Genomic DNA, 25,235 nt, shown 5'->3' with positions numbered 1-25,235 from the left:
TTGGACAGCTAGCTACCCAGGAGGGCCGGCAGTGAGCACCAGTGAGCTGCGTCGTCTGCGCAACTACATCGACGGTGAGTTCCGGGACGCCGCCGACGGACGGACCACCGAGGTGGTGAACCCGGCGACGGGCGAGGCGTACGCGCTGGCCCCGCTCTCCGGACAGGCCGACGTCGACGCCGCGATGGAGGCGGCCGCCGCCGCGTTCCCGGCCTGGCGCGACCTGGTGCCGGGCGAGCGCCAGAAGTACCTCCTCAAGATCGCCGACGCCTTCGAGGAGCGCGCCGAGGAGCTCATCGCCGCCGAGGTCGAGAACACGGGCAAGCCGACCGGGCTCACGCGGTCCGAGGAGATCCCGCCCATGGTCGACCAGATCCGCTTCTTCGCGGGCGCCGCCCGGATGCTGGAGGGGCGCGCCGCCGGCGAGTACATGGAGGGGCTGACCTCCATCATCCGGCGCGAGCCGATCGGCGTCTGTGCGCAGGTCGCGCCGTGGAACTACCCGATGATGATGGCGACGTGGAAGTTCGCCCCGGCGCTCGCCGCGGGCAACACCGTCGTCCTCAAGCCCTCGGACACCACCCCCGCCTCGACCGTCCTGATGGCCGAGATCATCGGCTCGATCGTGCCGAAGGGCGTCTTCAACGTGGTGACGGGCGACCGTGACACGGGCCGCCTCATGGTCGAGCACAAGACCCCCGCGATGGCCTCCATCACCGGTTCGGTGCGTGCGGGCATGCAGGTCGCCGAGTCCGCCGCCAAGGACCTCAAGCGGGTCCACCTGGAGCTCGGCGGCAAGGCGCCCGTCGTGGTCTTCGAGGACACCGACATCGCCAAGGCCGTCGAGGACATCTCGGTGGCGGGCTTCTTCAACGCGGGCCAGGACTGCACGGCCGCGACCCGCGTCCTCGTCCACGAGTCCATCCACGACGACTTCGTGACCGCGCTCGCGAAGGCCGCCGCCGACACGAAGACCGGCCAGCCGGACGACGAGGACGTCCTGTACGGGCCGCTCAACAATGCCAACCAGCTGAAGCAGGTCTCCGGCTTCATCGACCGGCTGCCCGCGCACGCCAAGGTCGAGGCGGGCGGCCACCGGGTCGGCGAGAAGGGCTACTTCTACGCCCCGACCGTCGTCTCCGGGCTCAAGCAGGACGACGAGATCATCCAGAACGAGGTCTTCGGTCCCGTCATCACCGTCCAGTCCTTCGCGGACGAGGCGACGGCGATCGAGTACGCGAACGGCGTCGAGTACGCGCTCGCCTCCTCGGTCTGGACGAAGGACCACGCCCGCGCGATGCGCCTGTCCAAGGCCCTGGACTTCGGCTGCGTCTGGATCAACACGCACATCCCGCTGGTCGCGGAGATGCCGCACGGCGGCTTCAAGAAGTCCGGCTACGGCAAGGACCTGTCGGCGTACGGCTTCGACGACTACACGCGGATCAAGCACGTGATGACGTCGATCGAGGGCTGACGTTCTGAGTTGTCCGTGGGGCGGGCAGTGGACACCTTGTCCATTGCCCGCCCCACCTCTGTGAAGTGAGGCTGGGGCCATGACAGTTGCTGCACGTCGCACGTTCCTCAAGGGCCTCGGCGCCACCGGGCTCCTGGGCGCGCTCGCGGGCTGCGGGGTGCCCGCCGCCTACGTCGCGCCGGGGGAGCGCTCCGCCGGGGACCGCTCGGCGCGGGACAAGTCGCTGGCCTTCGCCAACTGGCCGCTCTACATCGACACCGACGACAAGGACAAGACGAAGCGGCCCACGCTCGACGCCTTCGAGAAGCGGACCGGCATCGACGTCCGCTACACCGAGGAGATCAACGACAACGACGAGTTCTTCGGGAAGATCAGCCCGTCCCTGATGAACCACCAGGAGACCGGGCGCGACCTCATCGTCATCAGCGACTGGATGTGCGCCCGCTTCGTACGGCTCGGCTGGGTGCAGGAGATGGACCGGGCCAGGCAGCCCAACGTCGCCAAGTACCTGGACCCGCTGCTGCGTTCACCGCACTTCGACCCGGGGCGCAGGTCGACGGTGCCCTGGCAGTCCGGGATCACCGGCATCGCGTACAACAAGAAGAGGCTGGGCCGCGAGATCCGGCAGGTCTCGGACCTGTGGGCGGACGACCTCAAGGGCAAGGTCACGCTGCTGTCCGGGCTCGACGAGGCGTTCGCGCTGCTGATGCAGGGCGACGGCGTCGACATCACCAAGTGGCGGGCCGGCGACTTCCACCGCGTGTGCGACCGGGTGGAGAAGCTGGTGCACAGCCACCACATCCGCCGCTTCACCGGCAACGACTACATCAAGGACCTCTCCAGCGGCGACGTGCTCGCCTGCCAGGCGTACAGCGGTGACGTCATCCAGCTCCAGGCGGACGACCCGGACATCGAGTTCGTCGTCCCCGAGGAGGGCGCCGAGCTGTGGGCCGAGTCCCTGATGATCCCCAACCTCGCCCGCCACAAGCGCAACGCCGAGCGGCTCATCGACCACTACTACCAGCCCGAGGTCGCCGCCGAGCTCGCCGCCTGGGTCAACTACGTCTGCCCGGTGCCCGCCGCCCGCGACGTCCTCGCGTCCTCCAAGGACAAGGACACCGCCGCCCTCGCCGAGGACCCGCTGATCTTCCCCGACGACGCGATGCGGAAGCGGCTGAAGATCGCGCGGGACATCAAGCCGGAGGAGCGGACCGAGTTCGCGAAGCGGTGGAACGCCATCGCCGGGCTGTAGCAAGCTCGTTGGTGCCGGTCATCCGGTCGGTGTCACCTCCACCGGCAGCTCCTTGATGCCGTTGACGAAGTTCGAGCGGACCCTGCGGACCGGGCCCGCCAGGCGGATGTCCGCGATGCGGGGGATCAGCTCCTCGAACATGATGCGGATCTCCGTACGGGCGAGGAGGTTGCCCAGGCACAGGTGCGGGCTGGTCTTGCCGAAGGTGACGTGGTCGTTGGGGGTGCGGGTGACGTCGAAGGCGTACGGGTCGGGGAAGACGGACTCGTCGCGGTTGCCGGAGGCGAACCACATCACCACCTTGTCCCCCTCCCTGATCTTCTTCCCGCCGAGCTCGGTGTCCCGGGTCGCCGTGCGCCGGAAGTGGTAGACCGGCGAGGCCCAGCGCAGGAACTCCTCGACGGCCGTCGGCATCAGCTCGGGCCGCTCGCGCAGCAGGCCGAGCTGGCCCGGGTTCTCGGTGAGGGCGAGCATCGCGTGCGAGATGGCGTGCCGGGTGGTCTCGTTGCCCGCGACGACCAGGAGCAGGAAGTAGTTGTCGAAGTCCTGGGCGGAGAGCGGGACGCCGTCGCGCGGGGTCTCGTTGACGAGGCGGGAGACCAGGTCGGTGCCGCTGCCGCCGCGCCGCCGGTCCGCCAACTCCCGTCCGTACGCGAAGACTTCGGCGGCCGCGGGGGAGCGGAAGGGCAGGTCGCGGTAGCGCTCGCTGTCGGCGCTGTGGAGCAGGACGTCGGCGTAGTCGGGGTCGGTGTTGCCGATGAGGCGGTTGCCCCAGTCGATCAGGCGGCGGTTGTCCTCGGGCGGCACGTCCAGGAGGCGGGCGAGGACGTTGATGGGGAAGTCCGCCGAGACGTGGGTGACGAAGTCGAACGTGCCGCGCGGCAGGGCGGCGTCCAGGGTGCGGGCGGTCAGTCCGCGCAGGAAGTCCGTGTAGCCGTTGATGACGCTCTGGCCGAACTGGCGCTGGAGCAGCCCGCGCAACGCCCGGTGGCGGATGCCGTCGGTCTCCAGGAGCGAGGCCCGGATGGCGATCTGGTCGTCGTCGAGCTCTTCGAGGTTGACGAACCGGGTCGAGGTGAACGTGTCCGGGTCGCGGTCCACGCGCGTGATGTCCTGGTGGCGGGTGAGCGCCCAGAAGCCCGCGTTGGGCCCGGCCTCGGGCTGCCAGTGGACGGGGTCCTCGTGGCGCAGGGTGTGGAACATGCGCCAGGGGGCCCGGCCGTCGGTGAACCGGTCGAGGTCGGTGAGGTCGACCTCGTCGAGGGGCAGGGGCGGCGGCACCATCGGGGGCTCCTTCGCTGAGGCAGCTGCGGCCGGGTGGGCGGTCAGAGGTGGTACGCGTACTCCGTGAACTCCCAGTCCGTGACGTACTGGTGGAAGCGGTCCAGCTCGTCCCGCTTGTACGTGAGGAAGGCGGCGGCGAAGTCCTTGCCGAGCAGCCGGGTCAGGGCCGTGTCGGCCTCGAAGGCGTCGAGCGCGGCGGACAGGCTCGTCGGCAGCAGGGCCGCCTTGCCGGCGTCGTAGCCGTACCCCTGGAGCGGGGCGGGCGGCTCCTGGGCGTCGACGATGCCGAGGAGCGCGGCGGCGAGCGTGCCCGCGATCAGCAGGTACGGGTTGGCGCTGGCGTCGCCCAGGCGCAGTTCGAGGCGGGTGCCGGGGCCGCGCTCGGGCGGGATGCGCACCATCGCGCTGCGGTTGTCCGGGCCCCAGTCGATCAGCCAGGGGGCCAGGGTGTCCGGGCCGAAGCGCTTGTACGAGTTGACCGTCGGGTTGACCAGGGCGGTGAGCGCGGGGGCGTGGGCGAGGAGTCCGGCGACGGCGTGGCGGGCGGTGGAGGAGAGGCCGTGGGGGCCTGAGGGGTCGGCGAAGGCGTTGCGCTCGCCGGGGTCGTCCGCCGCCTCGTCCGCCGCCTCGTCCGCCGTGGTGCACGACAGGTGCAGGTGGAAGCCCGAGCCGCCCACCCCGTTGAAGGGCTTGGCCATGAACGTGGCCAGCCTGCCCTCCGCGCGGGCGAGTTCCTTCACGGCGCACTTGAGGCGGAAGGCGCGGTCGGCGGCGTCCAGCGCCCCGGAGTGGTCGAGGTTGATCTCGAACTGCGCCCCGTCGAACTCGTGGTTGCCGTTGGTGACGCCGATGCCGAGGTCCCGCAACTGCCGCAGCGTGCGCAGGAGATGGTTGTCGGGGTCGGCGCGCAGGCCCGCCGTGTAGACGACGCCGGACGCCGCGCTGTAGCGCCGCCAGCCGCCCGGCGCGCCCGGGTCGGCCTCGCACAGGAAGTACTCCAGCTCGGGCCCGGCCACCGGGCGGAGGCTGTGCTCCGCGTACCGGTCGAGCACCGCGCGCAGCAGGTCGCGGGGGGACTCGGGCGGGGGCGCGCCCGTGCGGGGGTCGATGACGTCGCCGAAGCAGGAGGCGACGCCAGGCTCCCAGGGCAGCGCGGCCAGGGTGGCCAGGTCCGGGCGGACGACCATGTCGGGCAGACCCGCCTCCAGGCCCCCGGCGACCGGCACGACGCCGCCGCCCGGGGTGGTGTGGTAGACGGCCCGACAGAAGGCGAGGCCGTGGGCGCAGGCGCCGGGCAGCCGGTCGAGCAGGACGTCACGGGCCCGGTCGGTGCCGAGGAGGTCGGGGTAGACCACCCGGACGACGTCGACGCCCTCGGCGGTGAGCCGGTTCAGGTGCTGGGACAGTCCCGCGGGGTCGTGAACGCTCACCGCTGCCTCCTCGGGCAGGTGGGGAACGGGGTGCTTGTGCGGGCACTCGCTCGCGTACTCGGCCGAGTGCTTGTTTGATGCCAAACGGTATGTCGACCGTAGGGACGGTCCGTGTTCGCGGCAAGGCCCGGAACGCCAACTCGTCGCTCCGCGAAGGGGATTGACCCGGCCCGGGTGGCTCCCTATGTTGAGCAATAGTTGTTTGAGACCAAACGAGTTGAGGTGTCGCCGCCTCGGGAGGTCGGAGGTCGTCCATGAAGGTCGTTGTCGACAAGAGCAAGTGCCAGGACCACGGGCAGTGCGTCTTCTCCTCGCCCGACGTCTTCCGCCTCGACGACGAGGGGCATCTCCAGTACGTCTCCGACGCCGCCGACGAGCTGCGCGACGAGGTCGAAGAGGCTGCCGACGTCTGTCCGATGCAGGCCATCCGGATCGAGGGCTGAGGCGTGGCGGCGAGGGCGGCGGCCGCGGCGGCGAGGGGCGGGGCCGGGGCCGGGCGTGTTCTGGTGGTCGGGGGCTCCCTCGGGGGGCTGCGCGCCGCCGAGCAGCTGCGGGCCGCGGGCTGGCGGGGGCCCGTGACCGTCGTCGGGGACGAGCCCCATATGCCGTACAACAGGCCGCCGTTGTCCAAGGAGGCCCTCGCCGGGACGGCGTCGTTCGACTCCCTCGCCTTCACCCCGCGCGCCGCTGCCGCCGACGTGGAGTGGCTGCTCGGGCGGCGGGTGTGCGCGGTCCGGCTGCGCGAGCGCCTCGCCGTCCTGGACGACGGCACGGAGCTGGGCTTCGCCGGTCTCGTCGCCGCCACCGGGCTGCGGCCCCGGCGGCTCACCTGCCCGGGGCCCGCGGGACCGGACAGCGGGCGCCATGTGCTGCGCACCCTCGGGGACGCCCGTGCGCTGCGGGACGGGCTGCTGCGGCCCGGGGTGCGCCTCGTGGTGGTGGGGGCCGGGTTCATCGGGTGTGAACTCGCCTCCACTGCCGTTCAGTTGGGGGTCGCCGAGGTGACCGTGGTGGACGTCGTGCGGCTGCCGATGCTGCGGCCCCTGGGGGAGGGGCTCGCGCGGGTGCTGCGGCGCCGCCACGAGGCGCGGGGGGTGAAGTTCGTGCTGGGCGCGGGAGTGGCCGCGTTCGGCGGGGAGGGCCGGGTCACCTCGGTCGTCCTCGACGACGGGCGGGTCCTGGCGGCGGACCTGGTCGTGGAGTGCGTCGGTACGGTGCCCAACACCGAATGGCTCGACGGGAACGGGCTCGACCTGAGCGACGGGGTGCGCACGGACGGGCAGTTGAGGGTCGGGGGCCTTCCGTACGCGGTCGCGGTCGGTGACGTCGCCCGCTTCCCGGACCCGCGGCACGGCGGGCTCGCGCGGCGGGTGGAGCACTGGTCGATGCCCGGGGACAGCGCGCGGCACGCGGGGCGGGTGCTGGCCGCGTATGTGGGTGGGGGAGTGGTTGTCGGGGGAGCGGCCGCGGAGGGCACGGTCGCCGGGGGAGCGGCTGGGGGAGAGGCTTCGGAGGGCGCGGCCGCCGGGGGAGCGGTCACGGGGAGCGCGGTCGATGAGGGGTCGGCGGCCCCGTTCGCGCCGCTGCCCAGCTTCTGGAGTGATCAGCACGGCTTCCGGCTGCGGTCGTTCGGGGCGCCTGAACTCGGATCCGGGGACGTGGAGTTGATCGAGGGCACCTTTGACATCGAGGGCGCCCTTGACGAGGACCCCGGTGCGCCGGAGAACGACATCGTCGCGGGCTACCACGCCGACGGGCGCCTCGTCGGCGTCGTCGCCCTCGGCGGCCCCGGCGCCAGTGCCGCGGCCGCCCGCCACCGTGTCCAGCTGCTGCGGCAGCCCGTACCCCTCGCGTGAGGAGCACCCGCTGTGACCGGTGTCCGCGGCTTCTTCCACCCCAAGACGGCGACCGGCGCGTCCTCGCTCGTGCCCGCACCGCCCTGGCACTACTCCGGCGACCTGCTGACCGTCGAGTACCGCACCGACCCGGCCCGGGTCCGTGAACTCCTGCCCCGGCCACTGGAGTTGGTGGACGACGACCCCGGGGCCGTCGCGCTGATCTGGGCCGACTGGCAGTCCTGCGCGGACTCGCGCGCCGAGCTCCTCGACCCGGTGCGGTCCCAGTACAAGGAGGCGTTCGCGGTGGTGCGCTGCTCCTACCGGGGGCGGACCTACTCGCGCTGCGTCCACATCTGGGTCGACAAGGACTTCGCGGTCGCGCGGGGCCTGCACCAGGGCTACCCGAAGAAGCTCGGCTCGATCCACCAGACCCGCCCGCACCCGTACGGCCCCGCGCCGCGGATCGAGGCCGGGGCGCGGTTCGGGGCCACGCTGGCCGCGGCCGACCGGCGCCTCGCCCAGGCCGTGGTGACCCTGCGGGAGCCGTCCCCGACGGGCGGCTTCGTCAACGCCCACCCGATGGCCCACCACCGCTGGCTGCCCGCCATCGAGAAGGGCAAGGGGCTCGCCCTGGACGAGCTCGTCGAGTCGGGCGCCGCGTCGTTCGAGGCCGGGCCCGCGTGGCGCGGCGACGCCGAGCTGGAGCTGTTCGACGCGCCGACCGAGGAACTCGCCCGCCTCGCCGTGCGGGAACCCATCGCTGCGTACTACCGGCAGGTCGGCGTCGTCTGGGACGGCGGCCGCCTGCTGGAGTCGCACACCTCCGGCGCCGAGTAGGTCGCCCACCCCGCAGGCCGGCTCGGTGGCCGGCCAGGACGGAGACCAGGACATGAACAGGGACTTGGACAGGGACAGGGACGTGCACAGGGACGTGCCCAGGGACGTGCACCGACGCGAACCACTTCACCGCTCTCCCGGAGGCCCCGCATGACCGCCGCCGCCCACCGCCACACCGTCGACGTCGCCGCCACCCCCGTCGACACCCGGCACTGGATCGCGGGCCGCCGCGTCGAGTCCGCGGCCGCCTTCCCCGACAGCTCGCCCATCGACGGGCGGCCGCTCGCCGAGGTCGCCCGGGGGACCGTCGCGGACGCCGACGACGCCGTGGCCGCCGCCGCTGCCGCCTTCCCCGCGTGGGCGGCGACGCCGCGTGCCGAGCGGGCCCGGCTGCTGCACGCGATCGCCGACGGGGTGGAGGGCCGCCTCGACGACCTGGCGCGCGTCGAGACCGCCGACAACGGCGCCCTGCTGCGTGCCCACCGGCGCTCCGTCATGCCGCGCGTGGCGCACAACTTCCGCTTCTTCGCGGACTGGTCGCTCTCCGTCGGCCGCAAGGACTTCGAGACGCGCGGGCACCGCAACCACGTCTCCTGGGACCCGGCGGGCCCCTGCGCGCTCATCACGCCGTGGAACGCGCCGCTGATGCTCGCCACCTGGAAGGTCGCCCCGGCCCTCGCCGCCGGGAACACCGTCGTCCTCAAGCCCTCCGAGTGGTCCCCGCTCACCGCGTCGCTGCTCGCCGACATCGCGGCCGCCGCGGGGCTGCCGCCCGGGGTCCTCAACGTCCTCCAGGGGTACGGGGCGGAGGCGGGCGCCGCCCTGGCCGCGCACCCGGGCGTGCGACGGGTCAGCTTCACCGGTTCGGTGCCCACCGGCCGCCGCGTCGCCGCCGCCGCGGCCACCCACCTCACCCCGGTCAGCCTCGAACTCGGGGGCAAGTCACCGCTGTTGGTGTTCGCCGACGCCGACCTTGACCTGGCCGCCGACCTCGCGGTGGGGCAGTACGACAACGCCGGGCAGGTGTGTCTCGCCGCGACCCGGCTGCTCGTCGAGGAATCGGTCGCCGAGGCGTTCACGCGGCGCCTGATGGAGCGGGCCGCCCGCCTCACCCCGGGGGACCCGCGGGAGCCCGGCACCGACCTCGGGCCCGTCATCCACCCGCGCCAGCTGGAGCGCGTCGACGGCTTCGTGCGGCGTGCCGTTGCGGAGGGGGCCCGCACCCTGCTCGGCGGCGGCCCCAACTCCCGCCTGGGCGGCCTGCATTACCTGCCCACGCTCCTCACCGACGTCGGCCAGGACAGCGAGATCGTGCAGGAGGAGGTCTTCGGACCCGTCCTCACTCTGCAGACCTTCCGCGACGAGGACGAGGCGGTGCGCCTCGCCGACGGCACCCGCTTCGGGCTCGCCGCGGCCCTGGCCACCGGCGACCCCCGGCGCGCCGAACGCGTCGGCGCCCGCCTCACCGCGGGAACCGTCTGGGTCAACTGCTTCTACGTACGCGATCTGCGCGCCCCCTTCGGCGGCGCCCGGCAGTCCGGCATCGGCCGCGAGGGCGGCGGGTGGAGCTTCGACTTCTACTGCGACCTCAAGAACACCGTCACCGCGCCGACGCCCACGCCCACGCCCACGCAGGGAGGCGGACGTGCCGAGGGGAGCGGACATGCCGAGGGGAGCGGACATGCCGAGGGGAGCGGACATGGGTGAGATCGTCGGGGCCGGGCTCCTCGCCCACGTCCCCACCATGGTGCTGCCCGAGCAGGACCGGCGCGCCCTGAACGAGGGCCGCGAGATCAGCCTCGTCACCGGGCTGCGCCGGCTGCGCGCCGAGGTCTTCGAGAGCGACGGCTACGACACGGTCGTGGTCCTGGACTCGCACTGGGCGACCACCGTGGAGTTCGTCGTCTCCGCGCACGCCCGCAGGGCCGGACTCTTCACCTCCGAGGAGCTGCCGCGCGGGATGTGCCGGATGCCGTACGACTTCCCGGGCGACCCCGAACTCGCGCATGCCGTCGCCGGGTTCGCGGGGCGGCACCGGACCTGGATCACGGCGGTCGACGACCCGTATCTGCCGCTGCACTACGCCACCCTCAACCTGTGGAAGTTCCTCGGCGAGGGGCTGCCCGACAAGCGGTGGCTGTCCATCGGGGTGTGCCAGACGGGAGACGCGGAGGACCATCTGCGCCTGGGGCGCGCCCTCGCCGACGGTGTCGCGGCGACGCCCGGACGCCGGGTCCTGCTGATCGCCTCGGGCGCCCTGTCGCACACGTTCTGGCCGCTGCGTGAACTCCGCGACCACGAGGCGAGCGACGTCCGGCACATCCGTACCGAGCGGGCCCGCGCCGCCGACGAGGAGCGCATCGCCTGGCTCAAGGAGGGGCGGCACCGCCAAGTGCTCGCCACCATGGGGGAGTTCGCCGCGTTCAAGCCCGAGGCGCGGTTCGCGCACTACCTGATGCTGGCGGGCGCGCTCGGCGAGGGGGCCTGTGCCGCGCCGGGGCGCCAGTACGGGGAGTACGAGAACTCGATCGGCACCGGGCAGGCCCACCTCTGGTTCGACCGGCCCGCCGCCGGGTGGACGTGCGGCGGCCCGCAACGAGAGGCGACGGCCGCGCACACCCCGGCCGCGCACCCCCAGCGCACCCCGCACAGCCGCCCCGAGGAGGCGTGAGATGCCCGAGTTCCGCCGCATCCTGCTGGACGGCGCCGCCGTCGAGGTCCGGCGCGACGGCGACGAACTGGTCGCCGGGGACGGCCGCCGCATCAAGGCCGACCAGGCCCGGCACCTGCCCCCGGTCGCCCCGTCGAAGGTGGTCGCCGTCCACCTCAACCACCGCAGCCGCATAGAAGAGTTCGGGGTCGAGGCGCCCGCCACGCCCACGTACTTCCACAAGCCGGTCTCGGCCCTCAACGCCCACGACGGCGCCGTGGTGCGCCCCGAAGGCTGCAAGTGGCTCAACTACGAGGGCGAGGTGGCCATCGTGATCGGGCGGACCACCCGCAACGTCTCCCCGGCCGAGGCCGCCGGACACATTGCGGGCTACACGATCGGCAACGACTTCGGGCTGCACGACTTCCGGGACACCGACGCCGGGTCCATGCTGCGGGTCAAGGGCTCCGACACGCTGTGCCCGCTCGGCCCGGGCCTCGTCACCGACTGGGACTTCACCCACAAGCGGCTGCGCACCTACGTCAACGGGACGCTGGCGCAGGACGGTTCGACCGACGAGATGCGCTGGGACATGCACTACCTCGTCGCCGACATCGCCCGCACCATCACGCTGCTCCCCGGCGACGTGCTCCTCTCCGGGACACCCGCCGGCTCGCGGCCGGTCGAGCCCGGCGACGTCGTCGAGGTCGAGGTCGAGGGTCTCGGCCGGCTGGCCAGCCGCGTCGTCAGCGGGCCCACGCCCGTCCGCCGGGACGTGGGCGCGCAGCCCACCGAGTCCGAGGAGGTCCGCTCCACCGCCCTCGGCGGCGACTGGGAGTTCCGCGGCATCCGGCCGCCGCGCCGCTGAGCCAGGGGCCCGCCGCCGGGCCCAGGGGAGACGGCGCCGTACCGGACCTGCCACGGGGATGTCCGGCACGGCGCCGCACCGCCCGTCCGCCCGTCCGTCCGTCCGCTCATCCGTCCGCCCGCCCGTCCATCGAGCGGGACGGGCCGCACCAGAACAGGCCGCACCAGAACAGGCCGCACCAGAACAGGCCGCACCAGAACCGGCCGCACCAGAACCGGCTGGACCGGGACGACCGGAACAGCCGGAACGACCGGAACAGCTGGAACAGCCGGAACGACCGGACCAGATCAGACCGAGGAGCCGGGATGCGCGACCGTACGCCCCACCCGTCCGCCACCGCCCGGCCGCGCCCCGCCACCGCCCGGCTCAAGCCCGACGCCCTGGGCGTCCTCGCGATCCTCTTCCTCGTCCTGTCCGCCCAGGCCCCGCTCACCGGCATCGCCGGGGCCGTGCCGCTCTCCGTCGCCCTCGGCAACGGGGCGGGCGTGCCCGCCGCCTATGTGGCCGCGGGCGCCGTCGTACTGCTCTTCTCCGTCGGCTTCGTCGCGATGAGCCGGTACGTCGTCGATGCCGGGGCCTTCTACACGTACATCGGCAAGGGGCTCGGCAGGACCACCGGCACGGCGAGCGCCGCCGTCGCCCTGTTCGCGTACTGCGCCATCCAGGCCGCGATGTACGGCCTGTTCGGCGCGACGGTCCGCCAACTGCTCCTGGAACACGGGGGAGTCGACCTGCCGTGGTGGGCGTGGGCGCTCGCCGCGATGGCCGTCGTGCAGGTGCTGGGCGCGGCGGGCATCGACATGGGCGCCAAGGTGCTCGCCGTCTTCGTGCTCGCCGAGACCAGCGTCCTGCTGGCCTTCGCCCTGGTCACGCTGGTGCGCGGGGGCGGGCCCGAGGGGCTCGGGTTCACGGAGAGCTTCTCCGCGCACGCGGCGCTCGACGGGGCGCCGGGCGTCGCCCTGATGTTCGCGGTCGCGTCCATGTTCGGCTTCGAGGCCACCGCCATCTACGGCGAGGAGGCCCGCGACGCGCACCGGACGGTGCCCCGCGCCACCTACCTCTCCATCACGCTGATCACCGCGTTCTTCGCGCTCACCTCGTGGATGGTGATCTCCGCCTACGGGGCCACGGGCGCCCGGGGGGCCGCCGCCAAGGCCCTGGCGGGCGGGGACTCCTCGGCGTTCGTCTTCGCCCCGATCACCGACCGGTTCGGGGCCTGGGCGGGCGATCTGCTGCCCGTGCTCCTCGCCACCTCGCTCTTCGCGGGCATCCTCGCCTTCCACAACTCCGCCAACCGCTATCTCTTCTCGCTCGGCCGCGAAGGGCTCCTGCCCGCCGGGCTGTGCCGCCTCAACGGGCGGCAGGCGCCGTGGGCCGCGGGCACCGCGCAGACAGTGATCGCGCTGCTGCTCGTCGTGCCGTTCGCGCTCGCGGGCAAGGACCCGGTGCTCACGCTGTTCTCCTGGTTCAGCGGCGCCGCCGTCCTCGCGATCATGCTGCTGTACTTCCTGACGTCCCTGTCGGTGGTCGTCTTCTTCCGCCGTGCCCGCCTGGACCGGCGGCTCTGGCACACCCTGCTCGCGCCGTCCCTCGGCGCCCTCGGCATCGCGGGCGCCATCGGGCTGATCCTGGCCAACCTCACCACCCTCATCGGCGGCGACCGGACCACCGCGACCTGGCTGGCGCTTGCCGTGCCCGCGGTGTTCCTGCTGGGCGCCACCGCCCAGGTGACCCGTCGCCGCGTCGACCCCGACCCCGACCCCGACTCCGACGCGGACCCCGACCCCGACCCCGATCCGGACCCCGACCCCGATTCGGACTCCGACCCTGTCCCTGACCCCGACTCCGACCCCGGCCCCGACTCCGACCCCGTGCGCCCCACCGCCTGAGCACAGCAGTGAATCCCGAGGAACCGCCGTGTACCACCTCGCGCGCCCCCTGATCGCCATCCCTGCCCGCTTCGCCGACTCCACCTCCGCGCTGCGCTACGCGGCCGAGGTCAACGCCCGCGCCCTGATCGAGGCCGTCTGGCGGGCGGGCGGCGAACCCGCCACCATCCACCCGCACGCCCCCGACGCCGCCGCCGACCCGGCCCACTTCGCCGCCCGGCTGCCCCGCTTCGACGGGGTCCTGCTGCCGGGCGGCGGCGACCTGTCCCCCAGCCGCTACGGCACCCACCGCACGCACGGCAGCCTGTACGACGTGGACGCGGAACAGGACGGCTTCGACCTGGCCGTGGTCCACCAAGTGCTGCGCACCGACGTGCCGTTGCTCGCGATCTGCCGGGGCCTGCAGGTCGTCAACGTCGCTCTCGGGGGCAGCCTGCAACAGCATCTTGCGGGCTGGCGGCGCGAGCACCGGCACTACGTCCACCAGGTCGCCGTCCAGCCGGGCAGCCTGTTGCAGTCGGTCATGGGGGCCACCGACGTGACCGCGTCCTGCTACCACCACCACCGGGTCGACCGCCTGGGCACGGGCCTCACGGTCGCCGCGCGGGCCGGCGACGGCACCCTTGAGGCGCTCGAACTCCCCTACCGGCACGGGTGGTTCGCCGCCGTGCAGTGGCACCCTGAGGACACGGCCGCCCGGGACCCGGCCCAGCAGGGCCTGTTCGACGCCTTCGTCCGGGCGGCACGGGGAGCGCGCTGATGTGCCCGCGCGGCCGTATGCGCGCCCGCGCCCCGGTGCGCCCGCCAAGCCGTGGCCGCGCATGGATCCCCGTATGTCTGCTCAGTCGTGGCCGCGCCCGGCTCTCCGTATGCCCGCCTAGTCGTGGCCGCACCCGGATCCCCGTATGCCCTCGTCGGTCAGCCGTCCGCGCGGGGGCGGCGTCCGCTGCGGCGGGGTGCGGGCTCCGCGCCGTCGAGGAGCCGCAGCCGCCGCTCCTCGCCGCCCTCCTCGACCTGGAGGACCACCTGGCGCAGCCCGCCCGCGAGGGAGCGGCACTCGGCGTCGCTGAGGCGCCCGGTCACGAACGACTCCTCGTCGTTGAACCGCGGGAACAGGCCCCGCATCAACTCCTCGCCCTCGTCGGTCAGTTGCAGCAGCACCAGGCGCTTGTCGGTGGGGTGGCCGCCGCGCCGCAGCAGCCCCCGGGCCTCCAGCGTGCGCGCGACCCCGGTCAGTGTGCCCTTGGAGATGCCGGCCTCCTCCGCCACGTGCCGGGACTCCGACTCGCCCCAGATCCACACCACCCACAGCACGACGAAGGCGGTCCAGGTCAGGTCGGAGCCGCGCAGCACCGAGTTCTCCAGGTGCTGGCGGACGGCGGAGGCGGCCCGGTAGATGTTGGCCACCGCGGCCATCTGGTCGTGGCGGATCGGCGCACCGCCGAGCTTGTCCTGCGCCAGCTTCTCGGCTTCGGTGATGGACCGCTGACCGGGCACGGGAACCCCCTCCTTCGCGACCTTGAACTCGCCTTCCCCAGCGTATCGTTCGGCCCCAAACCGTGCCGCTCCCGCGGGCTGGCCGAATCACATGGCGACCCCTCCGAGGCCGCCTTCGAAAGCCCGATCGACGGTGCTAGCGTCGACGCCGGCACCACCTTCCACCGGCCCCCGCGCGCCGCCAACGAGCCCCGGCCGGGCCGACCGCCGTTCACCTCCCGCCCTGTGAAGGGGAAGAACCGTCATGAAGCGTGCCCTCTTAGTCATCGACGTCCAGAACGAGTACGTGACAGGCGGTATGCCCATCACGTTCCCGGCCCCGTCCCTGAGCCTCGCGAACGTCGCCGCGGCCATGGACGCCGCGATCCAGGAAGGCGTGCCGGTGGTGGTCGTCCAGCACGCCGCCCCCGCCGGCGCCCCCGTCTTCGGGAAGGGGAGCCAGGGCCACGCCCTGCACGACGTGGTGGCCAGCCGCCCCCGGGACCACCTGGTGGAGAAGACCCTGCCCTCCTCCTTCGTCGGCACCGACCTCGCCGACTGGCTGGAGCGCCGCGGCATCGACACCCTGAGCATCGTCGGCTACATGACCCAGACCTGTGACGAGCAGACCGCCCGGGACGCCGTGCACCGCGGCTACCGGGTCGAGATGCTCTCCGACGCGACCGGCACGGTGGGCCTGTCCAACCGGACCGGCACGCTGTCCGCGCAGGAGATCCACCACGCCGTCCTGGTGGTCATGCAGTCGTTCTTTGCCTCCGTGGCCACGACCGCGGAGTGGATCGGAGCGGTGCGCGCCAAGGCGCCGCTCGCCCGCCCGGACTTCGCGGCGGCGACGGACGCGGGGCAGACGGAGGCCGGTGCCTGACCCCTCCGCCCAGGATCTCCCCGCCCAGGATCTCCCCGCGCAGGATCTCTCCGCCCAGGACCTCTCCGCGCAGGATCTCTCCGCGCGGCATCCCGCCACTCGGGATTCCGGTCCGCACCAAAGGGCCCCGGCGTGCCACGCCGGGGCCCTTTGGTATGCACTTTTGGAGTTCATGGCCAAAATGCCGCACCGGGTTCGGGTCTTTGAGAGCGAAACGAGCGCGGCGGCATTCCGGCCGGGGCCTCGCGCGATGTTGGCAAAGAAGGACTACGCCCACCGTCGTAGTTGTGGACATGTCATGTCAGTTGCCTGGGGCACCCTTCGATCTCTGTGGCCCGCAACATATGCGGCCCTGCCGGAAACCATCCATGGCGCTCGCGGTGTGTGGGACTCGTGAAGACGCCTGTGACAGATGATTCCGCTTGACGTCTGCATCGGTCGTGCCGAATTTCGGACAGTCGCCGGATAATTGTCCACTCGTGAGGCGATGTCCCTCTACGGTTGGTGCCCGCGCCACCGCAGTCCCTTCCACTCGTAGTTCCTTTCGTTGTGCCCGAATTCAGCTCTCGTTGTGCCCGGATTCAACCAGTGGGCCAGCCAGGGAACTTCGGAACTTTCAGAAGGAGATCCCCGTGACGGAATCGCTCCAGAGCGGCTTATTGGTCGAGGCGTTCGACGCTCAACTTTTTCGGGAGAACGCCGAAACAGTGCTTTCGCGGCTCGAGAAGCACGTGGCCGACCTCTCGATCAGGGGACTGGAACTGACCGACCCCGCACGGCTGCGGCGGGCGGCCAGGGCGCTGATGACCACGGAGCGGGACCGGCCCGCGCCCTTCGACGAGGAGCGGCTCGCGGCGATCGTCGACCTGTACATCAAGACGGGCATCCAGGTGCACTCGCCCGGCTACATGGGCCGGCAGTTCTCGGGCGTCGTGCCGCTCGCCGGCGTCATCGACTTCGTCAGCTCGGTGGTCAACCAGCCGTCCTCCTTCTACGAGGCGGGCCAACTGCCCAACGTCGTCGAGCGGATCATGGCCGACGAGCTCAACCGGTTCATCGGCTGGGACCCCGGGACCTTCGCCATGATCACCACGTCCGGCGGCTCCCTCGCCAATCTGACCGCCCTGCTCGCGGCCCGGAACAGGGCTTTTCCCGGCGTCTGGGCCCGGGGCGGCTCGGCGATGGAGGGCCCGGCCAGGCCCGCCGTCGCGGTCGGCGCCGACGTCCACTACAGCGTCGCGCGGGCCGCCGGCATCCTCGGCATCGGGGAGGACCGGATCGTACGCCTGCCGCTGGACGAGGCCCGGCGCATCGACGTGGCGCGGGCCCGCCCCGCCCTGGACGCGGCGGAGCGGCAGGGCTTGAACGTCTTCTGCCTGGTGGCCTCGGCGGGCACCACCTCGGTGGGCGCCTTCGACCCGCTCGACGAGCTCGCCGTGATCGCCCGCGAGCGCGACCTCTGGCTGCACGTGGACGGCGCGCACGGCGCGAGCCTGCTCGTCTCCGACAAGCTCCGCCCCAAGCTGCGCGGCATCGACCAGGTGGACTCCCTGGCCTGGGACGCGCACAAGATGCTGTTCGTGCCCGCGCCATGCACGCTGCTGTTCTACCGGGACGCGAAAGCGAGCCTCGGCGCGTTCCGGCAGACCGCGAGCTATGTCTTCGACGAGCAGCAGAACATCTATACCGCCCTGGACAGCGGCGACAAGAACTTCGAATGCACCAAGCGCCCGATGATTATGACGCTCTGGACGCTGTGGGCCATCTACGGCCAGGCGCTCTTCGCCGAGAAGATCGAATATCTCTGCCAGTTGACACAGGATGCCTACGCGCTGGTGGAGAAACAACCCGACTTTGAGACGGTGCATGTTCCCGAGGCCAATATCATGTGCTTCCGGTATCGCCCAGATTGGCTTGAAGAGAAGGATGTCGCCGCATTCCAAGTGGCCATCAGGGACCGGATCAAGGGTGGCGGGAACTTCTTCATCTCCAAGGTCGACGTGGACGGCGTTGCGGCACTCCGCGTGGTCATGATGAATCACCAGGTCACGACCGAGCACTTTCAGATGCTCCTTGGCGAGATACGAAAGGCAGGCCAGGAAAAGTGAAGAACTTGCAGGCCACCATGGCGCCGCCCGGTGGAACCCAGGAATTGGTCAACTGGCTCATCCCGGAATGGGAACTCGTGCCGCAGAGCTTCGAGGCCGTCACCCAGCTCCCCTCGTTCGCCGACAAGATGCGGGAGTGCGCCCGCGTCTGCCAGACCCCGTACAGCGAGATCCCGCACGACATCCAGGACGCCCTGGTCCTGCGCAGGCTCCAGCAGATGTTCCACACCGTCCAGCTCAACCCGCTGTGGCGCGAGCGCCTGGAGAACGCCGGGGTCGTCCGGGCCCCCGACAGCTACGAGGCATGGCAGCGCATCCCGCTCTCCGACAAGGAGACCCAGCGCGCCTTCTACATGGACGCGCGCCCCGGCCTGGTGGTCCCGCTCGGCCACGGCGGATTCGAGGTCGTCGCGAGCGGCGGCACCAGCAGCGGCAGCCCCCTCGAAACCGTCTACTCCTTACGGGAGTTGCGCGACACCTACGACGTGGCCGGCCGCTTCATGGGCACGTACCAGCTCGACCGCCACCTCCAGGGCGGCGACCCCAAGTGGCTGCTCACCACGCTCGCCGACTACCAGATGTGGAGCAGCGGCACCATGGTCGGCGGGGTGCTGCAGAGCGTGCCGGGCGTCAACTACATCGGCGCGGGACCGGTCACCGCCCCCGTCCTCGAGCACATCTTCTCCTACCGCGGCCCGAAGGCCCTGATGGGCATCTCGGCGGGCATCGCGATCCTCCCCGAGCTCGGCGCGGGCATGAGCCAGCAGGCCAAGGAGAGCTTCCGCGTCGCCCTGTACGGCAGCGGGGTGCTGCCCCAGCGCAAGCGCGTCGAGCTCAAGGCGATGTTCCCGAACCTGACGATCCTCAGCTACTTCGCCGCCACCCAGGCCGAGACCATCGGGCTCCAACTGGCCGAGGAATCGCCCGAGTTGAGCGCCGTGCCCGGGCTGCACCTGATCGAGATCGTCGACGAGAACGGCCGCTGGGTGGCCGAGGGGGAGGAGGGCGAGCTGGTGGTCACCCGGCTGCACGCCCACGAGACCCCGCTGCTGCGGCTCAAGCTCGGCGACCGGATGATCCGCAGGCCCCGGCGCGACGGACCGGGCCTGAAGACCCAGGAGTTCGAGTTCGCCGGACGCACCGGCGACATCCTGCACCTCAACGACAGCCAGTACTCCGCGGCCCGCGCCTACGACGCCCTGCGCGACGAGCTGAAGGACGCCGGAGTGGTCGACCTGGACCAGGTGGCCCACGAGATCCAGTTCGTGAACCACCGCGAGGAGAAGACCCTCACCCTGTACGCCGCCGTCGACGACGTGCTCGGCCTCAACTACCGCACCGACACCATGCTCGGCGCACCCGGGCTCCACCGAGTGCTCGTCAACGCCCTGCCGCGCTCGCTCTCGCTGTTCAACCACGGGGAGGCCAACCCCGCATCGATCGAGAAGACCGGCTACGGCCTGCGCGTCCGGTTCGTTCCCCGCCACTCACCGGACATCGAGCGCACGGAGCTCGGCAAGGTGCCGCTGGTCCGGGACCGGGGCTGACCCGCCGGGCACGCCCTGACGGGGCCGGCCCCGCACGCCCACTCAGCAGACAACGCAGGAGGAATCAGTGGCACTCAAACCACAGATCAACATCTTCGCCGTGGTCGACGTCATCGGCGCCCTCTCCGGCCGCACCCTGCAGAACGGCAACCTCTGCCTGATCGACAACGGCGACTACAAGAGCACCGGGCAGGGGACCCCGCACCTGTGCACGGTGGTCCGCCCCGGCCAGGTCATCCAGTGGCAGGCCCTCGCCGTCGACCTGCAGACGCCCGTGGAGATCAAGAACATCTCCTTCCTCGGCCCGGACGGCTCCGTGACGTCCATGAACGGGGCGCGGTCCGAGACCGAGGGCGAGAAGCTCGACCTGGAGCACTGGGCCGGCGTCGTGCCGCCGTCCCTGATCCCCGGGGTGCCCCACAACTACCGCCTCGAACTGCAGATGTACGAGGGCGCGCAGAGCACCCTGTACGTCGACTCACCCGCACTGATGCGCGTATGAGCATGCGCGCGGCCCCCCGGACGACGACCAAGGACGACGAGGTGGAGTCATGGCCCAACAGCTAGCGATCATCGTGCTCGTGGACATCGGCAACGCGCTGGAGAGCAACAGCCTGCACGGCAACACCTATCTGTTCGACAACATGAAGCTGCACGGCTCCGAGGGCCAGGGCACCGGCGAGCTGGTCACCGCGATCCACGGCGCCTACTGGCGCGACGGGTCCCAGGCCACCGAGCAGGTGCTCAACTGGCTCCCGTACAGCCTGGGTTCGATCCCGCCGACGGTGCCGAAGGGCTACGAGACCGAGCGGGCCCGGGAGAGCGACTCGGAGGCGCTCGCCGAACTGGACGCGATCACCGCCAAGGCGGGCGCGGCCGGCGCCGACCCCGCCGCCGAGCTCGGCAAGATCCGCAAGACGGTAGGCACCCGCGTGAAGACCACCCGGCGCACCCGCGGCCGCCTCTCCGGGCAGAAGATCCTGGACGTCACCGGCCAGGTCGTCACCCCCGAGTCCACGGGCGCCTACAGCTACCCCGGCCCCGTGATCACCGACATCTACGGCGAGGCCGTCGACAAGAAGATCATGTATCCCGCCGAGTACGGCTCGCCGGACATGGTCACCGACGGCTGGTACTGGTCGGCCACTGTCGACTCGTCCCGCCCCGGCACGTACAGCTACACGATGCGCATCCAGCTCCACAAGCTGCTCCAGCAGGGCAGCGAGGTGCTCTGGGCGCCCGTCAACCTGACCTGCGAGTCGAAGCTCAAGATCACCGCCGAGCCCAAGCGCAACGGCTTCACCGGCGCGGGCATGGGCCTGCTCCCGATGACCCCGCTGCCGCCCGCGGCACCCCATCAGGCGGCCACCCAGACCCCCAACGCATAGAAGAGGAGCGGCAGATGCCCCCGAGGGCGAAGCGGGAGAACGACACCAGCAAGCGGCCGATCTCCATCACCGCCGTGGTGGACTGCGTGGGCGCCCTGGCGACCGGCAGCGTGCACGGCAACCTCTATCTGTACGACACCAACAAGGCCGGGGGATCCACCGGCTTCGGCACGGAGCAGCTGCGCACCCGGGTCCGGCGCGGCGACCAGCTCCTGTGGAACGTCCTCGCCCTCGAGTGCGAGGCGTACGTCGGCATCGACGACATCGTGATCGACAGCGAGGTGTGCGAGCCGGTGCGGAAGGTCTATCCGGGCACCGACATCGCGTACTGGACCGCGACGGTGAAGAAGGACGACGTCCAAGTCGTCTCGTACCAGATCAAGTTCAAGCTCGGTTCGCGGGACGAACCGATCACCACCACGCTGTCCCAGAGCCTCGTCGGCTGATCAGGAGGAGCGATGACCACCAGCACCACCACCGCCGGCGGGCCCGGTACGGGGATCGAGCAGAAGCAGAACCCCGGTCAGCTGAACTCGGTCCAGCTCAACATCGTCACCCTGGTCAACATGGAGCGGGCGGCCGAGACCGGTTCGCTGGCCGAGTCGATGTACATGATGGACAACAGCATCGGCGGCTCCGGCCAGGGCACCAACCACCTGGAGACGGTCTGCAAGCAGGGCCAGGTCCTCAACTGGATCGTGCGGCCCATCGACATGGACAAGCGGATCGACAACACCTGGCCGCCCATGCCGAAGATCAACAGCATCGTCTTCCTCGACACCGAGCTGGGTGACGAGGAGGACGTGGCCGAGCGCAAGATCTGTACGGAGCTGAAGATCTACGGGGCCCCGGACCGGATGCGCGACAAGTTCACCCCGGTCTACTACTACTGGGCCGGCACGATCCTGAGCACCGCCAAGCCCGGCCTGTACCGGTACCGGCTGATCCTGGAGCTGGAGCAGGAGGGCACCAAGGAGAAGCTCTACCTGAACACGGTCGAGCACCCGTCCATCCGGATCCTCGGAATCTGACGGACGCCGCGCCGCTGAGCACCCGGTGCCCCTCCCCGGGTGCTCAGCCCTTTGCGTCGGAGGTCGCGGCGCGCGCGATCCGCTCGGCGACCGGGTTCATGGCGTCGCCCTTCGCGTCCGTCGCGTTCACCGAGTAGACGAGGGTCCGTGAGCCGTTCTCGGTGGACGCGATGATGTTCGTGTAGCCGTAGCGCGCGCCGGTCTTGAGCCAGAACACCGTGCCGTTGATCTTCATGCGCTGCGGGCCCGCGCCGAACTGGGCGCCCTCGACCTTCGCGGGCAGGGTGAACATCTCCTTCAGCTGCGGCTTCGCCACGACCTTCCCCGCGAACAGCGCCTTCGTGAAGACCTCCAGGTCGCGGGTGCTGGAGATCATGTCGCCCGCGGCGAATCGGTCGGTCTGGTTCCACTCGGTCACGTCGACGAACTTCGTTGTCCCGTCCGCCTGTCGGACCTTCTGGTAGCCGCGGTTGTGCGGGCCGTGGATGCGCGGGTCGCCGCCGGGGAAGGACGTGTCGCGCAGGTGGAGGGGGCGGATGATCCGCCGCTCGGCCTGGTGCGCGTACGAGTCGCCGGTGACCTTCTCGATCAGCAGGCCGAGCACCGTGTACCCGATGTTGCGGTAGTGCTGCTCGGCGCCCGGGCGGTGCTCGGGCCCCTTCGCGACGGCGGAGGCCACGACGGCCTCGGGGCGCAGGGTGTCGAAGCGGTGCGCGTACTGGTCCGCGAAGTCGTCGCCGAAGCCGTCGCCCGACCGCAGGCCGCTCGTGTAATTCAGCAGGCTCCGCACGGTGATGGGCTCGAACTCCTTGGTGAACAGGCCCGGGAGGTAGTCCTGCGCGGGCCGGTCCAGGTCCACCTTGTTCTCGGCGGCGAGCTGGAGGACGAGCGCGGCGGTCACGATCTTCGTGGTCGACCCGGCGCGGAACCGGCCGTGCGGGTCCGCGGCCCGGCCCGTTCTCAGGTCGTGCACGCCCGAACTCCCGCGCCACGCACCGTCGGTGCCGCCCACCCGGACGAGGGCGGCGGTCGCGTCGTCGTCCGGGAGGCCCGCTATCGCGGCGCGCAGGGCCTTGGCGTCGGGGGCGTGACCGGCGGTGCGCGCCGTGGCGGGGCGCGTGGGGTGCGCGAGGGCGGGGGCCGCGGCCGCGCCGGTGAGGCCGAGGACGAGGGTGGCGGCGAGAGCGGCGGTGCGGACGGTGTGCGCGGGGACCTTCATCGGTGACTCCTGGGCTGCTGCGGGGCGTTGCTCTGTGGTGCTCCCATCCTGGTGATCACGGGGAGGGGGCGGATCGTCAGCAAGGAGGGCACGGCCCCGGGCAGCCGTCAGGGTCAAGTGGCGGGGGAGTCAGGGGTGTTGACGGGGGAGTCCCTTAGGGGTGCGGGGTGCGCAGGGCGTCAGGGCGTCAGGGGTGCGGGGTGCGCAGGGCGTCCAGCACGTCGACGCGGTTCGTGGTGATCGAGTCGACGCCGAGGCCGAGCAGGCGGCGCATGGAGCGCTTCGTGTCCGGGGTCCACACGGAGACCAGGAGACCGTCGTGGTGGACGCGGACCGTGAGCTCGCGATCGACCACGCCGAAGCGGTAGTTGAGCCAGCGGGGCTTCACCGCGTCGAGCAGGGCGCGCCGGGGCGGGGCCACGCTCGTCCAGGTCAGGGCGATCTCGGCGGCCGGGTCGGCGGCGCGCACCGCGAGCATCGCCTGGGCGCCCGCGCAGTAGTACGCCCGCTCGGCCGCCCCGCAGTCGCCGATGACCCCGACCACGGTGCGGACGGCCTTCGGGGTGGCGTCCGGCAGGTCGACCATGACGCGGTGGCCCTCGGTGGCGGCGAGCGCCTCCTGAAGGGTGGGCACGCCGCCGCCGGTGAGGCCGCGCACCTCGGCGGCGGAGAGCGAGGCGAGCGGCCGGTCGTGGCCCCACAGGCGCTTCAGCGTCGCGTCGTGCAGCAGCACGGGCACGCCGTCGGCGGTCAGGCGGACGTCGATCTCCACCGCGTCCGCGCCCCGGCCGAGCGCCGAGCGCAGGGACGGGAGGGTGTTCTCGCGGACGCGGTAGGGATCGCCTCGGTGGGCCACGGCTGTCACGGTGCGCATGTGCCCATTGTGGTGGGGCGTCAGGGGGCGAGCCAGGTCTCGGTGTACGTGTCGATCTCGCCGGCCAGGGCCGCCTTGCCCGCCGGGTCGAGGAAGGACGCCTCGACGGCGTTCTTCGCGAGGGCCGCGACGCCCCGCTCGTCCAGGTCGAGGAGGCGGGCGGCGACCGCGTACTCGTTGTTGAGGTCCGTGCCGAACATCGGCGGGTCGTCCGAGTTGATCGTGACCAGCACACCGGCCTCGACAAACTGCTTGATGGGGTGCTCGTCGAGGGTGCGGACCGCGCGGGTCGCGATGTTCGACGTCGGGCAGACCTCCAGCGGGATGCGGTGCTCCGCGAGGTGGGCGAGGAGCTTCGGGTCCCGGGCGGCGCTGGTGCCGTGGCCGATGCGCTCGGCCCGCAGGTCGTTCAGGGCGTCCCAGACGGTCTCGGGACCGGTGGTCTCGCCGGCGTGCGGCACCGAGTGCAGGCCCGCCGCGATCGCCTGGTCGAAGAAGGGCTTGAACTGCGGGCGGGGCACGCCGATCTCGGGCCCGCCGAGGCCGAAGGAGACCAGTCCCTCGGGGCGGATCCCGTCCGTCGTGGCAAGCCGCAGGGTCTCCTTCGCCGACTCCAGGCCCGCCTCGCCGGGGATGTCGAAGCACCAGCGCAGGACGACGCCGAACTCCGCCTCGGCGGCCTTGCGGGCGTCCTCGATGGCCGCCATGAACGCCCGGTCCTCGATGCCGCGCAGGGTGGAGGAGGACGGCGTGACCGTGAGCTCCGCGTACCGGACGTTCTGCCGGGCCAGGTCGCGGGCCACCTCGTACGTGAGAAGGCGCACATCCTCGGGGGTGCGGACCAGGTCGACGACCGAGATGTAGACCTCGATGAAGTGCGCGAAGTCCGTGAACGTGAAGTAGTCGGCGAGCGCCTCGAGGTCGCTCGGCACCTTGGAGTCGGGGTGGCGGGCGGCGAGGGCGGCGACGATGCGGGGGGAGGCCGATCCGACGTGGTGGACGTGGAGTTCCGCCTTGGGGAGCCCGGCGATGAAGGCGTGCAGATCGCGCGGCGCGGTCAGCGGTGCGCCGTGCGGTGCGGCGGTGGATCGGGAGCGCTGCTGCTGGTCGGTCACGGTTTCCTCCCCAGGAACGGACTTGATCGGCTGATCGACGGGTCGGGGATCATCGTAGGGCGGGCCCGG

Annotated in this window: 23 protein-coding genes; 17 read left to right on the top strand and 6 right to left on the bottom strand. The window is 71.6% G+C overall.

What is annotated here, in order from left to right; genetic code table 11:
* The first annotated feature begins 31 nt into the window (after positions 1-31).
* Both ACQB60_RS41585 and ACQB60_RS41580 read left to right on the top strand, forming a co-directional pair.
* On the top strand, positions 32-1,474 hold the full coding sequence (locus ACQB60_RS41585) for a gamma-aminobutyraldehyde dehydrogenase (protein WP_496931296.1): 1,443 nt from the start codon (positions 32-34) through the stop codon (positions 1,472-1,474).
* 79 nt (positions 1,475-1,553) lie between these two features.
* Positions 1,554-2,726, top strand: a complete 1,173-nt coding sequence (locus ACQB60_RS41580) for an ABC transporter substrate-binding protein (protein WP_496931295.1) — start codon at positions 1,554-1,556, stop codon at positions 2,724-2,726.
* Between the two features lie 18 nt (positions 2,727-2,744).
* Here ACQB60_RS41580 and ACQB60_RS41575 read toward each other — a convergent pair whose 3' ends face one another.
* A complete protein-coding gene (locus ACQB60_RS41575; protein ID WP_496931294.1) occupies positions 2,745-4,010 on the bottom strand; it encodes a cytochrome P450 in 1,266 nt (421 codons plus the stop codon).
* Positions 4,011-4,051: 41 nt separating this feature from the next.
* Entirely contained in the window at positions 4,052-5,440 is a 1,389-nt protein-coding gene (locus ACQB60_RS41570; protein WP_496931293.1) for a glutamine synthetase family protein, read from the bottom strand.
* A 254-nt stretch (positions 5,441-5,694) separates the two neighbouring features.
* Between ACQB60_RS41570 and ACQB60_RS41565 the strand changes: the two genes are divergently transcribed.
* The 8 genes from ACQB60_RS41565 to ACQB60_RS41530 all read left to right on the top strand — a co-directional run bounded on the left by ACQB60_RS41565 (position 5,695) and on the right by ACQB60_RS41530 (position 14,282).
* Positions 5,695-5,883: a ferredoxin gene (locus ACQB60_RS41565; RefSeq protein ID WP_496931292.1), complete on the top strand. Its 189-nt coding sequence runs from the start codon at positions 5,695-5,697 to the stop codon at positions 5,881-5,883.
* A 3-nt stretch (positions 5,884-5,886) separates the two neighbouring features.
* A complete protein-coding gene (locus tag ACQB60_RS41560; RefSeq protein WP_496931291.1) occupies positions 5,887-7,296 on the top strand; it encodes an NAD(P)/FAD-dependent oxidoreductase in 1,410 nt (469 codons plus the stop codon).
* Positions 7,297-7,308: 12 nt separating this feature from the next.
* Entirely contained in the window at positions 7,309-8,115 is an 807-nt protein-coding gene (locus ACQB60_RS41555; protein ID WP_496931290.1) for an acetoacetate decarboxylase family protein, read from the top strand.
* 150 nt (positions 8,116-8,265) lie between these two features.
* The gene (locus tag ACQB60_RS41550; protein WP_496931289.1) at positions 8,266-9,822 is read left to right on the top strand and encodes an aldehyde dehydrogenase family protein; all 1,557 of its coding nucleotides are present in this window, start codon (positions 8,266-8,268) and stop codon (positions 9,820-9,822) included.
* On the top strand, positions 9,815-10,786 hold the full coding sequence (locus tag ACQB60_RS41545; RefSeq protein ID WP_496931288.1) for a 3,4-dihydroxyphenylacetate 2,3-dioxygenase: 972 nt from the start codon (positions 9,815-9,817) through the stop codon (positions 10,784-10,786). Before ACQB60_RS41550 ends, ACQB60_RS41545 begins: the two co-directional genes overlap by 8 nt.
* A gap of 1 nt (position 10,787) precedes the next feature.
* A complete protein-coding gene (locus ACQB60_RS41540) occupies positions 10,788-11,633 on the top strand; it encodes a fumarylacetoacetate hydrolase family protein (RefSeq protein WP_496931287.1) in 846 nt (281 codons plus the stop codon).
* A gap of 305 nt (positions 11,634-11,938) precedes the next feature.
* The gene (locus ACQB60_RS41535; protein ID WP_496931286.1) at positions 11,939-13,522 is read left to right on the top strand and encodes an APC family permease; all 1,584 of its coding nucleotides are present in this window, start codon (positions 11,939-11,941) and stop codon (positions 13,520-13,522) included.
* 28 nt (positions 13,523-13,550) lie between these two features.
* Positions 13,551-14,282, top strand: coding sequence for a gamma-glutamyl-gamma-aminobutyrate hydrolase family protein (locus tag ACQB60_RS41530; RefSeq protein ID WP_496931285.1), 732 nt, complete (start codon positions 13,551-13,553; stop codon positions 14,280-14,282).
* Positions 14,283-14,440: 158 nt separating this feature from the next.
* Here ACQB60_RS41530 and ACQB60_RS41525 read toward each other — a convergent pair whose 3' ends face one another.
* The gene (locus tag ACQB60_RS41525) at positions 14,441-15,019 is read right to left on the bottom strand and encodes a MarR family winged helix-turn-helix transcriptional regulator (protein ID WP_496931284.1); all 579 of its coding nucleotides are present in this window, start codon (positions 15,017-15,019) and stop codon (positions 14,441-14,443) included.
* Positions 15,020-15,263: 244 nt separating this feature from the next.
* On the opposite strand from ACQB60_RS41525, the gene ACQB60_RS41520 reads away from it, so the two are divergent.
* The 7 genes from ACQB60_RS41520 to ACQB60_RS41490 all read left to right on the top strand — a co-directional run bounded on the left by ACQB60_RS41520 (position 15,264) and on the right by ACQB60_RS41490 (position 21,958).
* Positions 15,264-15,884: a cysteine hydrolase family protein gene (locus tag ACQB60_RS41520; RefSeq protein WP_496931283.1), complete on the top strand. Its 621-nt coding sequence runs from the start codon at positions 15,264-15,266 to the stop codon at positions 15,882-15,884.
* A 632-nt stretch (positions 15,885-16,516) separates the two neighbouring features.
* Positions 16,517-17,992 carry a pyridoxal phosphate-dependent decarboxylase family protein gene (locus tag ACQB60_RS41515; protein WP_496931282.1) on the top strand — a complete coding sequence of 492 codons (1,476 nt, stop codon included), beginning with the start codon at positions 16,517-16,519 and terminating at the stop codon, positions 17,990-17,992.
* Positions 17,989-19,539 (top strand): phenylacetate--CoA ligase family protein, encoded by a 1,551-nt coding sequence (locus ACQB60_RS41510; RefSeq protein ID WP_496931281.1) that lies wholly within the window; start codon positions 17,989-17,991, stop codon positions 19,537-19,539. Before ACQB60_RS41515 ends, ACQB60_RS41510 begins: the two co-directional genes overlap by 4 nt.
* Positions 19,540-19,606: 67 nt before the next feature.
* The gene (locus ACQB60_RS41505) at positions 19,607-20,041 is read left to right on the top strand and encodes a DUF8788 domain-containing protein (RefSeq protein ID WP_496931280.1); all 435 of its coding nucleotides are present in this window, start codon (positions 19,607-19,609) and stop codon (positions 20,039-20,041) included.
* A gap of 49 nt (positions 20,042-20,090) precedes the next feature.
* Positions 20,091-20,927 (top strand): DUF8788 domain-containing protein, encoded by an 837-nt coding sequence (locus tag ACQB60_RS41500; RefSeq protein WP_496931279.1) that lies wholly within the window; start codon positions 20,091-20,093, stop codon positions 20,925-20,927.
* 14 nt (positions 20,928-20,941) lie between these two features.
* The gene (locus ACQB60_RS41495) at positions 20,942-21,373 is read left to right on the top strand and encodes a DUF8788 domain-containing protein (protein ID WP_496931278.1); all 432 of its coding nucleotides are present in this window, start codon (positions 20,942-20,944) and stop codon (positions 21,371-21,373) included.
* Positions 21,374-21,385: 12 nt separating this feature from the next.
* Positions 21,386-21,958, top strand: a complete 573-nt coding sequence (locus tag ACQB60_RS41490) for a DUF8788 domain-containing protein (protein WP_496931277.1) — start codon at positions 21,386-21,388, stop codon at positions 21,956-21,958.
* A 43-nt stretch (positions 21,959-22,001) separates the two neighbouring features.
* Here the strand turns inward: ACQB60_RS41490 and ACQB60_RS41485 are convergent, their stop codons facing one another.
* From ACQB60_RS41485 to ACQB60_RS41475, 3 genes are all read right to left on the bottom strand, one after another.
* Positions 22,002-23,177 carry a serine hydrolase domain-containing protein gene (locus ACQB60_RS41485; protein WP_496931276.1) on the bottom strand — a complete coding sequence of 392 codons (1,176 nt, stop codon included), beginning with the start codon at positions 23,175-23,177 and terminating at the stop codon, positions 22,002-22,004.
* Between the two features lie 187 nt (positions 23,178-23,364).
* Positions 23,365-24,051: a glycerophosphodiester phosphodiesterase gene (locus tag ACQB60_RS41480; protein ID WP_496931275.1), complete on the bottom strand. Its 687-nt coding sequence runs from the start codon at positions 24,049-24,051 to the stop codon at positions 23,365-23,367.
* Positions 24,052-24,071: 20 nt separating this feature from the next.
* Positions 24,072-25,112, bottom strand: a complete 1,041-nt coding sequence (locus ACQB60_RS41475; RefSeq protein ID WP_496931313.1) for an adenosine deaminase — start codon at positions 25,110-25,112, stop codon at positions 24,072-24,074.
* Positions 25,113-25,235: the final 123 nt, after the last annotated feature.

The sequence above is a fragment of the Streptomyces odontotermitis genome (assembly GCF_050510915.1).
Classification (GTDB): Bacteria; Actinomycetota; Actinomycetes; order Streptomycetales; family Streptomycetaceae; genus Streptomyces.
The sequence above is the reverse complement of the archived record's forward strand: the minus strand, read 5'-3'. Positions and strand labels throughout refer to the sequence as shown.